Here is a 14,928-nt window from a genome sequence, read left to right on the forward strand (position 1 = left end):
GCGTGACCACCGAAGAAACCGAAGACACCGGAGGGCCCCTCCTCCCCCGGTCGCGGAGGGCGAACGAGCGGCTGCACGCCCTGATCCCTGGGGGCGCGCACACCTACGCCAAGGGCGACGACCAGTACCCCGAGAACCTGGCCCCGGTCATCAGCCACGGCCACGGTGCCCACGTATGGGACATCGACGGCAACAGCTACATCGAGTACGGCTCCGGCCTCCGGTCGGTCAGCCTCGGCCACGCCCACCCACGCGTGATCGAGGCGGTGCGGCGGGAACTCGGCCGCGGCAGCAACTTCGTCCGGCCGTCCATCATGGAGGTCGACGCCGCCGAATGCTTTCTGTCTACGGTGCCGACCGCCGAGATGGTGAAGTTCGCGAAGAACGGCTCCGACGCCACCACCGCCGCAGTACGCCTCGCCCGCGCCGCCACCGGGCGGGATCGGGTGGCCATCTGCGCCGACCACCCGTTCTTCTCCGTCGACGACTGGTTCATCGGCACCACACCCATGTCCGCCGGCATTCCGGCGGCGACCAAGGAACTCACCGTGGCGTTCCCTTACGGGGACCTGGCCGCCACGGAGGAGTTGCTCACCCGGTACCAGGACGAGGTCGCCTGCCTGATCCTCGAACCCGCCACCCACACCGAGCCCCCGCCCGGGTACCTCACCGGCCTGCGCGAACTGGCCGACCGGCACGGCTGCGTACTGATCTTCGATGAGATGATCACCGGCTTCCGCTGGTCCGAGGCGGGCGCCCAGGGCCTGTACGGCGTCGTCCCCGACCTCTCCACGTTCGGCAAGGCGCTGGGCAACGGATTCGCCGTCGCCGCGCTGGCCGGGCGCCGCGATCTGATGGAGCGGGGCGGGCTGCGTCACTCCGGCGACCGGGTGTTCCTGCTGTCCACCACACACGGTGCGGAAACGCACTCCCTGGCAGCAGCGATGGCCGTGCTCACCACCTACGTCGAAGAGGGCGTCACCGCGCGGCTGCACACCCTCGGCGAGCGCCTGGCCGCCGGTGTCCGCGAGGCCGCGGCGGGCATGGGCGTCGGCGACCACATCGTCGTCCGGGGCCGGGCCAGCAACCTGGTCTTCGCCACCCTCGACGAGAACCGGCAGCCGTCACAGCACTACCGCACCCTGTTCCTGCGCCGGCTCCTCGCGGGCGGAGTGCTGGCCCCGTCGTTCGTGGTGAGCAGCGCACTCAGCGAGGCCGACATCGACCACACCGTCGAGGTGGTGGCCCAGGCATGCGCGGTGTATCGCAAGGCACTGGACGCCGCCGACCCCACCCCCTGGCTGGCCGGACGACCGGTGAAGCCGGTGTTCCGCCGCTTGGCGTGACGTAACACGACATCAGTGACGCTGCCGCAGACCGGCATCGGCCGTCCGATCGGCCAGCCGGTCAGCCAGCCGGTCGACCAACCACGCGGTCGCCGGTATCACCGCCAGCGCGGTACACCAGCCACCAAGAACATCGGTCGGGTAGTGCGCACCCAGGGCGACCTGCGCCCAGCCCATGGCGGCACCGGCGACCAGCGCCGCGGCGAGCACGAGTGACGTGCCGGCGGCCGTGCCGAGACCGAGCATGCCGGTCGCGAGCAGCCCCGCCACTAGGGCGAGCGCGGTGGCGAACGCGGTGTGCCCGCTCGGGTAGGACAGGTTGCCGTCGCCGTGGATGGTGCGTCCCACCAGATGCTTGAGCAGCGTCGCCGTCCCCACGGTCATGCAGACGCCGACCACGACGAGCACCGCGAAACGAGGACGCCGAAGCAGCAGGCACCCCGCTACGGCGGCCCCGACCACCATCACCGATCCCACGGGCTCCCCCAAGAAGTCCATGGCCAGAGCGACTTGCCGCCACGGCGACCGCACGCCGTACACCGCCGACTGGATCCAGGCGTCCACCCTGCCGGGCCGACTGCGTCCGGCGTACAGAACCCCGACCACGACAACCACCAGCGCGGCAAGCGCCGCGATCGGCCCGAGCCACGCGCGCAGCGCCGGGGGCAGCACCGCAGGCGCCGACCGGCCGCTCACACCCCCACCGCGTCGGGTCGACCCGCGGTGCTCAGTGGTGGCGATTGTTCCAGGCGGGGGAAGAGAACCGCGCCCTTCGTGACCGTGGCGCCCGCGGGGAGCCGGCCCCACGTGCCCGCGTCCTGCACCTGCTGGCCGGCCAGGGCGCCCAGAGTCGGCTCGGCGCCGAGGGACTCCCAGAGCCTCTGGGAGGTCTCCGGCATGACCGGGTTCAGCAGGATCGCGACCGCGCGGAGAGACTCCGCGGCCGTGTAGAGGATCGTCGCCAGCCGGGCACGGCCCTCCTCGGACTCGTCCTTCGCGACCTTCCAGGGCTCCTGCTCCGTGATGTAGCCGTTGACCTGCTTCACGAAGTCGAAGACCGCCAGGATGCCGCCCTGGAAGTCGAGTTCCTCGCCGATCTTCTCGTCGGCGGTGGCCACGGTCTTCGCCAGGACCTCGTGGATCACCTTCTCGGCGTCACCGTCCGCCGTCGACGCCGGCAGCTCACCGCCGAAGTACTTGCCGACCATCGCCGCGACGCGCGAGGCGAGGTTGCCGTAGTCGTTGGCCAGCTCGGAGGTGTAGCGGGCGGTGAAGTCCTCCCACGAGAAGGACCCGTCCGAGCCGAACGCGATCGCCCTCAGGAAGTACCAGCGGAACGCGTCCACGCCGAAGTGCGAGGTCAGGTCCTGCGGCTTGATGCCGGTCAGGTTCGACTTCGACATCTTCTCGCCGCCGACCATCAGCCAGCCGTGCCCGAACACCTTCCCGGGCAGCCGCAGGCCCTGCGCCATCAGCATCGTCGGCCAGATCACCGCGTGGAAGCGGAGGATGTCCTTGCCCATCAGGTGGACGTCGGCGGGGAAGGTGGAGTCGAACTTCCGTGGGTCCTCGTTGTATCCCGCGGCCGTCGCGTAGTTGAGGAGTGCGTCGACCCACACGTAGATCACATGCTTGTCGTCCCACGGGATCGGGATGCCCCAGTCGAAGGTCGAGCGGGAGATCGACAGGTCCTGAAGGCCCTGCTTCACAAAGTTCACGACCTCGTTGCGGGCCGACTCGGGCCGGATGAAGCCCGGATTCGCCTCGTAGTGGGCGAGCAGCCTGTCTGCGTAGTCACTCAACCGGAAGAAGTAGTTCTCCTCCTTGAGAAGTTCCACCGGCGTCCTGTGGACCGGGCACAGCTTCTGCCCCGCGTACTGTGCCTCGCCGTCCAGCAATTCACCGGGAAGCCGGTACTCCTCACAGCCGACGCAGTACGGGCCTTCGTAACTTCCCTTGTAGATCTGCTCCTTGTCGTACAGGTCCTGCACGAATTCCTGAACACGACCGGTATGCCGCTGCTGCGTGGTGCGGATGAAGTCGTCATTCGCGATCCCCAGGTGCTCCCAGAGAGGCTTCCAGGATTCGTCGACGAGTCGGTCGCACCACTCCTGCGGGGTGACACCGTTCGCCTCGGCCGTGCGCATGATCTTCTGGCCGTGCTCATCGGTGCCGGTGAGGTAGAACGCCTGCTCACCCCGCTGACGGTGCCAGCGGGCGAGCACGTCGCCCGCGACCGTCGTATAGGCGTGCCCCAGGTGAGGAGTGTCGTTGACGTAGTAAATGGGGGTGCTGACGTAGAACGTCTTGGCTTTCCCGGACTCGGGTTCCAGGGGACTCATGTCGGCGGTGACCTCCACGGAGAACAAGGGGATTCTCGCCGACATCGGCAGCGGCGTCCTGAAACATCAGTCGCCCAGGCGACCACTCTTGACGGCCGCCACGAAGGAGGACCAGCCGTCGGCCGGGAAGACGAGCACCGGACCTCGGGGGGCCTTGCTGTCCCGTACCGGGACGACGACGGCGGCGAAGTCGTCGGAGATCTCGACACACTGACCGCCGTCCGAGTTGCTGTAGCTACTCCTGCGCCAGGCAACGGCGCTCAGGTCGATGGTTCGCATGGCACTTCCTCCAACACGCGCCGGATGTACTTCCGAGACTCGTCCGGGGACAGGGCCAAGTCCCGCACCGCATCGTACATTTGCTGGAGATTTTCGACTTGGGAAGCGTTCTCGACAAGGTCTCCCCGGCTCGCACTCTCAACATAGGCCACGGCACGGCCGTCCGGCACTCGCAGGAACATCACGTCGGTGTGCGAGAGGCTGTGAGGTCCCGCGCTGTGCGGAAGCACCTGGATCGCCACCATGGGCCGCTCGGACATCTCGACCAGATGGGCCAGTTGCTCACGCCATGCAGCGGTGTCCCGCAACGGCGTGCGCAGCACCGTCTCGGACAGGATCGTACGGAAGTGTGGCGCGTCCTCACCTTCCAGCAGGTCACGTCGAGTCAGCCGGGCCTTGACCTGCTGCTCCAATTCCTTGCCCTTCAGCCGTCCCGCCGCCAGAACCTCCCTCGCGTACCCCGGCGTCTGGAGGACACCCGGAGGCACACCCACCGCGAAGTGCCACAGGCACACCGCCTCCGCCTCCAGCGCCATGTACCGCCGGTACCGCTCGCGGAACTGTGTGTGGTCCCCGGCGGCCAACTCCCAGAGGGCCAGCAGCAGTCCCGGCGTTCCGTAGTGCGTGTCGAGGGCCTGGACGACCTCCGGGCTGCCCAGGGTCTCACCCTTCTCCATCTTGCCGAACAGGGACCAGTCCCAGCCCAGCCGCTCTCCGAGCTGCCGCAGGCTCAACCCGCTGGCAACCCGCAGGCGGCGCAGTTCCTCGGCGAAGCGCTGGCGTGGCTCCTGGCTGCGGCCGGTGATGACGCGTCGTTGCGGCATACGACTGGCTCCCCTCCGAGCGACTCACGTGGACGGTGTGGAAGATGTGGAACGGCCTCCGGGGCCCGGGGAAGCACGACCCCGTCCACACCTCAGTTGTCCCGATCCGGGCGCATTCTCGTAACGCCCGGACTGCGCAACGTAATACACGCAGCGCAACCGGGACGCGGAATCCCCAGGAATGGACCGAGAAGGATGACGATGCCCCCCACACCACGACACCCGGACCACGCCACGACGATCGCGCACGCGTCCGTCCCGGACAGCCCGCCTCCCAGCGGCCCGAAGATCAAGGAGGCCATGGACGCCCGTGACGCCCTCGCCTCCGCCCTCACCCGGGCCGGCATCCAGCTCCCCGCGATGGACATCCGCACCCCATGGGCGGACGAGCGTGAGGGCGAGGCCCGGTACGCACTCGTCCACCTCGGGGTGTGCTCCGCACCCGTGGCCGTGATGCTCGCAGACCTGATCCTGAAGGGGATCGGCACGTGACGGAGGACGACGACGGGGGCGGAGATCAGAGGGCCCTCCTCCGGACAGAAAGGGCCCGCTGATGTCGTTTCCGCGTACGTCGGCGGCTACGCGGGATCCAGCACGGGCCGCGCGGGGAGCCCGCCGTTCTTCTCGCAGCGCAGTTCCTTGGCCATGGCCAGCGAGAAGGAGTGGGCCACGGTCGCGTAGGCATCCTTCAACGCCTTGACGTCGCCCTCGGGCTCCTTCGGCATACCCCCGCGCTCCACGCCGATGATGATGTGGGCCGCACTCGACGACCCGGCCAACCTGTCACTCCTGCACGCGAACTGGACGAACGCGCTGTCCGCCGCCGTCACGGCATCCTCCCCCATCTTCAGAACGGTGAACTTCGGGGCCGGGGCGTCCGTCGAGGCGCCGTCGACCAGATCCCAGGTGATTCTGAGTTCGAAATCCGGCGTGCCGAGCGGCGTGTAGACACGGCAGACGTCCTCGGTCACGGTGGAGGCCGGGGACGCCTCGACAAGGACCGCCGCGGCCTGCGCGACGGTGTACTTCTCTGCCGACGCCTCGAACCGCGACGCCCCCGTGATTACCTTCAGTGCTCTGGCTGCGTCGGCGGACACAGCCCCCCCACCGCAGAGTTGTGTCCCCGCCACGACCTTGTAGTCCTTCGGAAGTCCGCCCTTGTCTCCGTCTCCTCCACAACCCGTGGCCGCAAGAAACAACGAGCCGGCCATGGCCGCGGCGAGGAGTCCCCCGCGTACCGACCTACGACTGATCACTGTCCGCATCCTTATGTGTCGTCGGCCGTCCACGGGCCTCAGCCGGTCTCAGGGTCGTTGCCCTGCTGGTTCTCCCGATCGTTGCCGACCCCGTAGCCGATCAGCATCGATTCGTGCAGGTCCTGCCTGAACACGCTGCGCTTGTCCACGCCGTGCTGCAGCAGGAACTCCTTCATCGGGGACTCGGCCATGTTCTCACCGGCGGAGTAGATCTTGGTCTTATCCTCCCTGGTGAGCTCCTCCATCTTCTCCTTGTGCTCATCCACCGAGTTGTCGGAGATGTCGCCGACCATCTGGCTGATGACCTGTTCGGCAGCGCCACTGGCGGTATCGGTCGCCAGCGGGATGAGCACCGCGGCCGTGCCCACGGCCGCGGTCGCGGGCAGGAAGGCGACGCCCGCCGCGACGCCCGCCGTGGCCCCGAACTCGACCCAGCCCGACCGCTTGGCGACCGCCTTCTCGTAGTCCTCGTGGGTCTTGAGGTTCGTCGCCTCCACCTGGTCGGCCCGGGACTGGTCGAGCATGCCCTGCACTTCGGCTCCCACCCGCACGGTCGCCCTGGCAGCGCCCTCGTCGATCTTTCCGTCCGGGCCCACGGTCTCTTCCAGCGCGCTACGGGTGTAGACCTGTTCCGCGGTCGAGACCGTCGCGTAGGCGTCCGGGTGCTGACCCAGGGTGCTGAGGAAGCTCCGGGCGACGCTCCGCCCGTTCATGTCCGTGGTGTCCGCGAAGTCGAAGTGCCCGTCCGGGTTCTTGCCCGGCGCGAACACGCTGTCTGGATCGTTCTTGTCCAGCGCCCAGTTGATGTCGTCGATGTAGCCGGCGCCCATGACGCCCAGGCTGTCGGCCATCGCCTCGTGGTGCTCCTTGAGCAGGCCCGGGTCCGCACCGTACTTCTCCATGACCTTCTGCATGACCGCGGCGTTGTCCGCGTCCCGCACCACGGTGCCGTCCGGGTGCCCGGCCGGGTAGCCGAGGGTCGCTGCCTCGAGGGCGTGGCCGAGGGCGTCGGGCATCTGGTCGAGCGACGCCTTGAGTTCCTTCTCGTCGAGCGAGTTGACGTCGGGGAAGGACTCCCACTTCTCGTTGCCGAAGAAGTCGAGGTAGTTGTTGATCGCCTTGCCGTCCTTGTCCTTTCCGAGGTCGGCTGTGGCTCCGTGGTTGACCGTACCGTCCTCGTTGTACGCGGTCGGGGGGTCGGTGAAGAACTTCTTCGCCGCTTCCGGACTGTTGCCGAGCGCTTCCAGCATGGCGGTGGCCGGGTCGTAGCCGGCACCGTTCACTCCGGAGGGGTTGAACGGGTTCTTGAACGGACTGTTCACCACCTTGTTGTCGGCGAACATGTACGGGTCCTTCTTGTGCAGCTGCGCCACGTGTTCGGCGATCGGGTTGAGGAACTTCGCGTCGTAGTTCCCGTACCGCATGATCCCGCCGAGCAGCTGGTATCCGAACGGTCCGTTGTAGTCGTTCTTGGCCAGCGGAATGCGCTCCGTACCCAACTTGCGGAGCTCCGGGCCCCACTTGTCGGTGAACTCCTTGTCGTGGGAGGCGGTGGCCAGGTTGAGACCCAGGTTCCTCTGGAGCTCCTGGACGTCCTTGAGGCGCTCCGGGTCGACCTTGCCGTACTCGTACGTGTCCGTGGCGAGCTGGCCAAAGAACGCGAGCGACTTCTCCGGGCCGAGCTTCTCGTAGAAGTCTTTGGAAAACTCGACCGACGAACTGTTGTCCTTCAGCAGCTCGTTGAGCTGCTCGAGTTCGGTGTGTGTGATGTCCCGGCCCTTGGCCGCCAGCGCGGCGGCGCGGGCGGCCTCCTCCTGGTCCAGCTTCGTGTACGTCGGAGCGTTGAAGTCCTTGCGGTCGGTGACGTTGGCCTCGAGGGAGTTCTTGAGGGAGAGGTCGGTGTCGTTGCAGTTGTCGACGATGAGGTCGATCCTCTGCTGCCACGACTCGATGTTGCGCTTCTCCTGACGCAACATCTCGCTGTAGTCGGGGTCGTGCCGCGCCCCCTGGTCCTCCGACACAGGAGACCGCGCCGTGACCTTGCCGCTGCCGTCCACGTGGATACCGGCCGCGGGCCCCTCGTGGCCCCGGATGCCGACCAGGTCGTCCCTGGCCTTCTTGATGGCCGCGTAACCCTCTTCCAGGATCAGCTTCACACCCTTGGCCTCGGCCGCGGCGTCCGCGAACTCCTTGGCCGTCTTGCCGATGAACGCCTTGGTGACCCCTGCGTTGACGCCCTCCCAGGATGCGCTGTCCGCCTTCGCCTTCATCCCGTCGGCGGCGTCGGCGGCGAGCTTGTCCAGCTTCTCCGCCATCTCCGACCAGTCGTCGGCGGCGGCCTTCAGCTTCGCCACCGGGGCGTCGACTATGTCCTCGTACTTGAGCATGTTGAGCGCTCCCCCGAGCCCTATTTCATGTATTCCGTGAGCACGGATATCCGCTGCAGGTCTCCCTCGACCTTCGCCTCGTCCTTGGCGTGCTGGGCCTTGCTGTAATCGAGGTGATTCGAGATCTGCGCACAGGAATCCAGCAGCGTCTTCAGGTGAGCCTGCCAGAAGTCATGCACCTTCAGCACGGCCGAACCGCTCACGAAGTTCCCGTTGGTCAGCGCCGTCGCCGCGTCGAATGTGGAGGAACGGGCGATGTCGCCCTCCTTCCCCAGGCGACCCAGCAGCTCATACGCGTCATTGCCGATTGCGCCGAGGTCGTCCCGATTGACCACCAGGTCGTCCCCGCCACCACCTCCGCCGCCGTCGGCGGGAATGCTGTCGATCTGCATGGCTGTCCGCTTGGCCGCCGCCCCGCGCAATTCATCCCATTCCTGCTCGAACGTCACAAATTCCCCCAAGTTCATCCGGGCGGGCCACTCCACCGTATTCACGCGGCCACCGACCTGATCACCTGTCGTTTGTATCATCACCCGCGCGCGGGGTGGCTGGTAGTGGATTCCCGAAGCCCGGACGAAACAACCGAATTCCGGCAGCCCGGCGTTCGCGACCGCAGCGTACGCGGAGCGCGGGTCGGCACACCGAACCTGACTGCCGACGCAGTCAGCAGACGGGGTGCCCACCAGAACCGATCACCGTCAACTACGTCAATGCGCCCGCCCGTTCGACGATGGCGACCCCATCACCCGCACCGTCGGCCAGCAGGCGCCCGGGAGCAGGCCGTCACCAAGATCCGCACCCGATCCGTACAGGTCCCGAGCGTCGCCGTCCGGAATCCAGGCACCGTGGCAGATAGCCGGTGCCGCGGCGGGCGGCGGTGGCCTTGGCCTCGCCGATGGGGACGACCTTGCACGGGGAGCCTGCGGACGCTCACCGAGGGCCAGGGCGATGGCATCGACCCTGTTCCGCGAACCCTGCTCCGGGATGGCGGCTTGAGGCAGCGTCAGCGGATGACGGGGTCGGCGAGCGTGACGAGGGCATCGTGTCGGGACGCAGGAGGCACGGCAGTTCTTGTCCAAGGAGACCTCACATCGGAACAGGTCCAATACTCCGCCACACGTACAGGTCTGCTTGGACGAGCGTCAGATGAGCGTCAAGATTTCCGACAAGACGATGCCATCGGGCGCCACAGCGGCCCCGACCGACGGGAACGCGCAGGTCAGTGCCGGTGCGGGCGGATCGACCTGTTGCGAGGACGGAAACAGGTCAGACCCTCGAGATCACCGCGAAAACGCTGGTCAGTGACCCTTTGCCGCGGGCTCAAGAATGGCCACGCACTCCACGTGCGAGGTCATCGGAAAGATGTCGGTCTGAGCGAGTCGCGGAAAAGACCAGGTCAGATCACCTTTCTCGCTTCATCGCCCTGCGTGCGGGTGTCCAGAGCGTCAAACGAGCGTCACGGCCGACAGCCCGTCCCTGCTGCTCAAAGCAGAAGAGACTGCACATCCAGCTCACCGGCAGGATCCGCCTCGGCTCACTCCGGACGCCAACTCGCACATCATGCCCCGCACGATTTCTCCGGTCGCCATAATGGAGTCATTCCCTCCAGCCCGCAGCACCCCCCAACCCAGGCCGAGCGACCTCTCGGGCGCGGTTGCCGAGGACCTGGCGCTGTACCGGGAGAAGTTCTGGCGGCGTCTGCCGGAGTCACTGGACGAGTTGCGCGGCCCGACCCAGGGGGCGTGGAGCTACCGCTGCACATGGCCTGGTACGGGATGACCTCGTACGACCTGGGCAAGCCTCGCCAGCGCATGGGCCTGTACCGCACCGTCCTGCACGAGGGACTGCGCGCCGATCTGCCCCGCTACCTCAACCAGGAACTGCTCCTCCAGCTGTGGCCGGTGCTGCGCACACTCGTCGGCCGCACCGTGCGCACCGTGTGGGAAGACGCCTTCCCCCAACTCGCCTCCCGCACCCGGGCAGCCATGGGCAGGCCGGTACGGCTCTGTGTAGCACAAGCGCGGAGCCCCGCCCACCCCTAGCCCTGGGTGGGCGGGCCCCCGTCCACAGCACCCGGAACTCAGCCAAGCTGGGTCGGAACAGGGCGGTTCCGGCCGAGTGAGGCCACCCCGCCGGGGGTGAGGGCCTCGGTGAAGAGTTGGACGTCGGCGACCTTGCCGGCGGTGTACTCCCCGTAGGTGCCCTCGGCGATCCTGCGCCCGATCTGCAGCGGTCCGGTCGCGTTCCAGACCGTGCCCTCGTAGGAGGCTGTGGCAGCCAGGTCGTCGTTGACGTAGAGACGCAATTGCTGTGTGTCGGCGTCGAAGACGCCCACCAGGTGGAACCACGTGTTGGTCCTCGGGCTCTGCACTCCCGTGGTCGGCCCGTAGGCGCTGGTGAACTGGCCCTCGGTGTCGTCCGCGTGGGCGTGGCCGAAGGCGAAGGCGTGCGCGCCGCTGGAGTAGTACAGCTGGAGGCCGTTGGCGCTGGTGCCGGACTGCGAGACGAAGGTGGAGTTCGCGGTCAGGCTGCTCAGGCTGGCCCAGGCCGAGACGGTGTAGCTGCGGCTGGTGTCGAGCACGGGCCCCGAGGTGGCGGCGTAGCCGGTGCTGCCGTTGAGGGCGAGCGCGCTCCCCCGGGCGGCGTCGGCGGTCAGGGCGGCGCCGCCGTTCAGGGTGAGGCTGTTGGCGGGGCGGACGCTGTCCGCGGTGCCGTCCAGCTTCCACCAGTCGGCGGGCCGGTGGACGTGACCGATGTTCACCGGGGTGGTGAACTGTGCCAGCCCGCCTTCGGCCGCGGCACCGGGGTACTCGATCATGCGGCCGGACCGGGACGCGGCGTACAGCGCCGGGAAGCCGGTGCCCTGCACGTCGCCCGGAGAGGCAGCGGTCGGGTAGTCCTGTTCGCCTACGGCGACCGGAAGCACTGGCTGGGCGGCGGGCAGCACATTGCCGTTGGTGGCGGCCCACTTCTGGTCGGCGATGTTCTTGCAGTCCCAGATGACGACCTGGGTGCGCGGGTTGCGGTTGCCGGCGGGGTCGGCGAGGCAGCGGCCGGACTGGGGGTTCTTGAGCGTGCCCGGGTAGGGGCCGGGGACCCATTCCTGGGAGCCGGTGTTGTTGCACTGGTAGAGCTGCACCAGGGTGCCGTTGTCGGTGTCGCCCTTGGTGACGTCCAGGCACTTGCCCAGTACGTGCACGGTGTGGTCGGTGCCCAGGGTGAACATCTGGGCGTCGGTGCCGTTGCAGGTGTACATCTGCGCCGGGGTTCCGTTGGCGGTGCCGGACTTGGCGATGTCCAGGCAGAGGTTCTTGTTGTTGGTGTCGAGTACGCCGGAGACCAGCGGCGCGTGCCGAGGGACGGCCGGCTTGGCGGTCGGGACGCCCGCGGAGAAGGTCAGCGGGAAGCTGCTGATCGCGCCGGTGGCGTTGTCACGGACCCAGAGGGTCGGGACGCCGCCCACGGTGCCGGGGGCGAGCAGGGTGGTGTCGGACCAGTCACCGGTACCGATCTTCACGCCCGGGCCGAGGTTGCAGCCGGCCTGGAAGGTGCCGGGGTAGTACCAGAGCTCGCCGTTGTCGACCGTGATCAGGTCGGGCACGTCCGCGAACTGGGCCAGCTTGCCGGGCGCCAGGATCTGCGTCACGTTGTCCCAGGTGCCGTCGGAGCCCTTAGCGGGGCAGGAATCGGAATTGCGGATGGGAACGACGTTCTGGGTCAGGGTGAAGTGCCCGGCGGTTCCGCCCGGGGTGACGGCGTCGTTGGCGTAGAGGTAAAGCTCGTGGGTCGTCTTGTTGTAGGCGAACAGGTCGTCCACGTTGCTGCCGGTGGCGGTGCCACGGTGGGCGACCAGATAGTTGTCCCAGCCGGTGCCGTCCGGGCTCTGCGCCTTGGTCGACATCGTGCTGGGCGGAGCGGCCGGATCGGCGTTGCCGCGGACCAGGACCAGGTCGCCGTCGCGGGTGGGAGCGGCGAGGTCGGGCACGGCGTCGCCGTCGAGGTCACCGGCGGTGACCTTGGTCTTCGGGTTCCAGGGTGCGAAGAAGCTGTACTGCCCCACGGTGCCCTGGGTGTTGCCCGCGTTGTCGACCGCCCGGACGTAGAGCGTGTGCGCGCCCCACTGCGCGGCGCTCAGTACGATCGGGACCTCCGCGGTGGCGGTGCCGCCCGTGCCGGCGACGGCGTCCACCTTGGTCGCGCCGTTGCCGGGGATGTTGGTGTCCAGCGAGTACTCGAACCGGTCGATGCCGCTGCTGACGCAGCTGCCCCGGGTGCAGCCGGTGGGCGTCGGGTCGTTCGCGGTCACCTTGATCTTGACGCCCTCGTCGCCGGCGTGGCCGGTGGGTGCTTGATCGGCGCCGAGCGGTGGGAAGACCGTGGAGTCGGTGAAGGAGGGGATGCTCGGCGCGCTGAGGTCGATCTTGAAGTAGCAGTTCGGCGACCAGCCGCTCATCAGGGTGTCGTCGTCGGCCCTGACGTGCCAGCCGTACTGGTGGCCGTCCGCGGCCTTGAAGCCGATGTTGACCCGGGTGGTGCCGCCGTCGCTGACCCAGCCGCTGACCGGCTTACTCTTGCTGGTGGAGCTGCCGTCGTCGTCCGCGGTCTTGGTGTCCCACACCTCGTACCGGGCGCGCAGGTTGACCCCGCTCATGTCGGTGTTCAGGTGCGCGTTCAGCGTGATGTCGGAGGTGTCGCCGGCGAGCCCGGACTCGCCGATCCAGCCGTCGGCCGCGCCGTCGCAGCCGTTGCTCGCGGGGTTGATCGTGGCGGGTGTGGTGCCCAGTCTGTCCGGCTCCGAGGGGGCGATGTCGAACACCGTGGTCAGGTACGGGTTGGTCGCGAACCGTACGAAGTCGTAATTGCTGGAGGACTTGGACTCGTTGCCCCACAGGCCGAAGGTCCAGCTGTCGTCCTTGCCCGCCAGCTTCCTGATCTGCCCCGTGACGTCGAAGTTGACGTCGTGGTCGCCGCAGTGCTGGCTCATGTTGGAGCTCTTGACCTTCTGCGTACCACCGATGTAGCCGTCGCCGGCGAGCTTCGGCTGGTGGTCCCAGTCGGTGTTCTTGCTGATCCCCGACACCGTGGCGAGCCGCACGCTCGTCTCGTTGTCGCAGTCGAAGGAGGCACCGTAGGTCGAGGTGAGGTGCACGACGGACTTGGAGATCACCATCGACTTGGTGAGGTTGCCGGTGTTGAGCTCGTAATACGCGCGGTTGAGCCCGAAGCAGTTCCGCCAGTGCTCGTAGCCGACCCCCTCGCCGTTGTCCTGCGCGTCGTCGTACGGGCTCTGCGAGGGGCAGCCCTCCTTGACCGTGATGAAGTGGCTCTTCTTGCTCGTGATCGGGCTGGTGTAGGGGTCGATGTAGAGCGGCCAGACTGTGTCCTTGCCGCCGAGCAGGTCTGCGTCCGGGGTGAGGGTGAGCGCGCCCGGTTCGCTGGTGACGGCGATCGGCTTCACCTGTGCGGCGCTGCCCGGCTGTTCCGCGGTCGAGGTGGTCTCTCCGGTGGCGCCCTTCGCGGCCGGGGCGTTCTCCGCGCGGGCGGAGCTCCGGACCACCGTCTTCGACGCCGCGGCGGGGGAGTGTGAGCCGGACGAGTCCCACATCATCGGTGTGGGCGAGCTGAACAGGGCGGTACCGTCCGACGCGGCGGCGGTCACCTGGCCGTCCCGGTCGGCGTTCACGGCCATGCCGTCGCTCGTCGCGGTGGTCAGACGGAGCGAGGCGAGGGCGGGGTCGGCGGCGGCCTTGGCGTCGTGGACGATCAGGACCTCGTGGAAGCCACCTTGGTCGGTGGTGGTCACCTTGAGGTCCACGCCCGGCAGCACGTCGCTGTACTGGGCGCCGGCACCGCTGACGACCGGGGTGGGCAGGCGGAACGGGAGGGTGTACGAAAGCCGGTGCCCGTCCTCGTTGACGAGGGTGGCCAGCGGTCCGTCGCCACCGCCGGACAGGGTCAGCGCCGACGGCGTGGCCTTGGTGGAGAACGTGCCGTCGGAGTTCCGGGCCAGGCCGGCGTCGACGTCCCTCCAGTCACCGTCCTTGCGGACCCGGGTCGGCTGGAGATGCGTGGTCTGGGTGAAGGTGCCGTCCGCATTGGCGACGGTCTCCGTGGTCTCAGTGGTCAACTGGCCGACGGTGACCGGCTGTCCGCTCCTGGCCGCCTCGGCGCTGGCGGCCGCGAGCGGTGAGCTGTCCGCGCCGTCGGCGGCCGCCGACGCGGACGGGACTGCCGCCGAGACAGGACCGACAGCGCCGAGCAACAGGCCGATGACGGCCGCCGACAACGACAGACGCCGTGTCAAATTGCGTGCCGGATGACTCCGGACGCGGGTGAACTCCCCCATGAATCGCCCTTTCGAGGAGCGTGGGCGGCGTCCCCCGGCGCTCCGCTGTGGTCCTTCTCACAGCGCGCGTCCCCCCGAGGGCCGTCGCGTGTCGGATTTGCGGTGTTTCTTCTGCCGTGCCCCGCTGTGAAGGACTCATGAGGGACCT

The 14,928-nt window shown here is 68.1% G+C and carries 10 protein-coding genes and 1 pseudogene; 3 read left to right on the forward strand and 8 right to left on the reverse strand.

What is annotated here, in order from left to right; translation table 11 throughout:
- The first annotated feature begins 2 nt into the window (after positions 1-2).
- Positions 3-1,346 (forward strand): glutamate-1-semialdehyde 2,1-aminomutase, encoded by a 1,344-nt coding sequence (locus ACSYGN_RS09730; protein ID WP_460393922.1) that lies wholly within the window; start codon positions 3-5, stop codon positions 1,344-1,346.
- Between the two features lie 12 nt (positions 1,347-1,358).
- Here the strand turns inward: ACSYGN_RS09730 and ACSYGN_RS09735 are convergent, their stop codons facing one another.
- The 4 genes from ACSYGN_RS09735 to ACSYGN_RS09750 form a co-directional block, all read right to left on the reverse strand.
- A complete protein-coding gene (locus ACSYGN_RS09735) occupies positions 1,359-2,042 on the reverse strand; it encodes a phosphatase PAP2 family protein (protein WP_460393924.1) in 684 nt (227 codons plus the stop codon).
- Positions 2,039-3,688, reverse strand: coding sequence for a methionine--tRNA ligase (gene metG / locus ACSYGN_RS09740; protein ID WP_460403345.1), 1,650 nt, complete (start codon positions 3,686-3,688; stop codon positions 2,039-2,041). The genes ACSYGN_RS09735 and metG overlap by 4 nt, the downstream gene beginning before the upstream one ends.
- Positions 3,689-3,754: 66 nt before the next feature.
- On the reverse strand, positions 3,755-3,967 hold the full coding sequence (locus tag ACSYGN_RS09745; RefSeq protein ID WP_460393926.1) for a DUF397 domain-containing protein: 213 nt from the start codon (positions 3,965-3,967) through the stop codon (positions 3,755-3,757).
- Positions 3,949-4,791: a helix-turn-helix domain-containing protein gene (locus tag ACSYGN_RS09750; protein ID WP_460393928.1), complete on the reverse strand. Its 843-nt coding sequence runs from the start codon at positions 4,789-4,791 to the stop codon at positions 3,949-3,951. The genes ACSYGN_RS09745 and ACSYGN_RS09750 overlap by 19 nt, the downstream gene beginning before the upstream one ends.
- 201 nt (positions 4,792-4,992) lie before the next feature.
- On the opposite strand from ACSYGN_RS09750, the gene ACSYGN_RS09755 reads away from it, so the two are divergent.
- Positions 4,993-5,283 carry a hypothetical protein gene (locus tag ACSYGN_RS09755; protein ID WP_460393930.1) on the forward strand — a complete coding sequence of 97 codons (291 nt, stop codon included), beginning with the start codon at positions 4,993-4,995 and terminating at the stop codon, positions 5,281-5,283.
- A gap of 86 nt (positions 5,284-5,369) precedes the next feature.
- Here the strand turns inward: ACSYGN_RS09755 and ACSYGN_RS09760 are convergent, their stop codons facing one another.
- From ACSYGN_RS09760 to ACSYGN_RS09770, 3 genes are all read right to left on the reverse strand, one after another.
- Positions 5,370-5,888 (reverse strand): hypothetical protein, encoded by a 519-nt coding sequence (locus ACSYGN_RS09760; protein WP_460393932.1) that lies wholly within the window; start codon positions 5,886-5,888, stop codon positions 5,370-5,372.
- Positions 5,889-6,085: 197 nt separating this feature from the next.
- Positions 6,086-8,434 (reverse strand): hypothetical protein, encoded by a 2,349-nt coding sequence (locus tag ACSYGN_RS09765; protein WP_460393934.1) that lies wholly within the window; start codon positions 8,432-8,434, stop codon positions 6,086-6,088.
- 20 nt (positions 8,435-8,454) lie between these two features.
- Entirely contained in the window at positions 8,455-8,883 is a 429-nt protein-coding gene (locus tag ACSYGN_RS09770; protein ID WP_460403347.1) for a hypothetical protein, read from the reverse strand.
- A 1,149-nt stretch (positions 8,884-10,032) separates the two neighbouring features.
- Between ACSYGN_RS09770 and ACSYGN_RS09775 the strand changes: the two are divergent.
- Positions 10,033-10,476 (forward strand): annotated as a pseudogene (locus tag ACSYGN_RS09775) (hypothetical protein).
- A 38-nt stretch (positions 10,477-10,514) separates the two neighbouring features.
- Here ACSYGN_RS09775 and ACSYGN_RS09780 read toward each other — a convergent pair.
- Positions 10,515-14,780 (reverse strand): ricin-type beta-trefoil lectin domain protein, encoded by a 4,266-nt coding sequence (locus ACSYGN_RS09780; protein WP_460393936.1) that lies wholly within the window; start codon positions 14,778-14,780, stop codon positions 10,515-10,517.
- Positions 14,781-14,928: the final 148 nt, after the last annotated feature.

Source organism: Streptomyces sp. YIM S03343 (assembly GCF_054729195.1).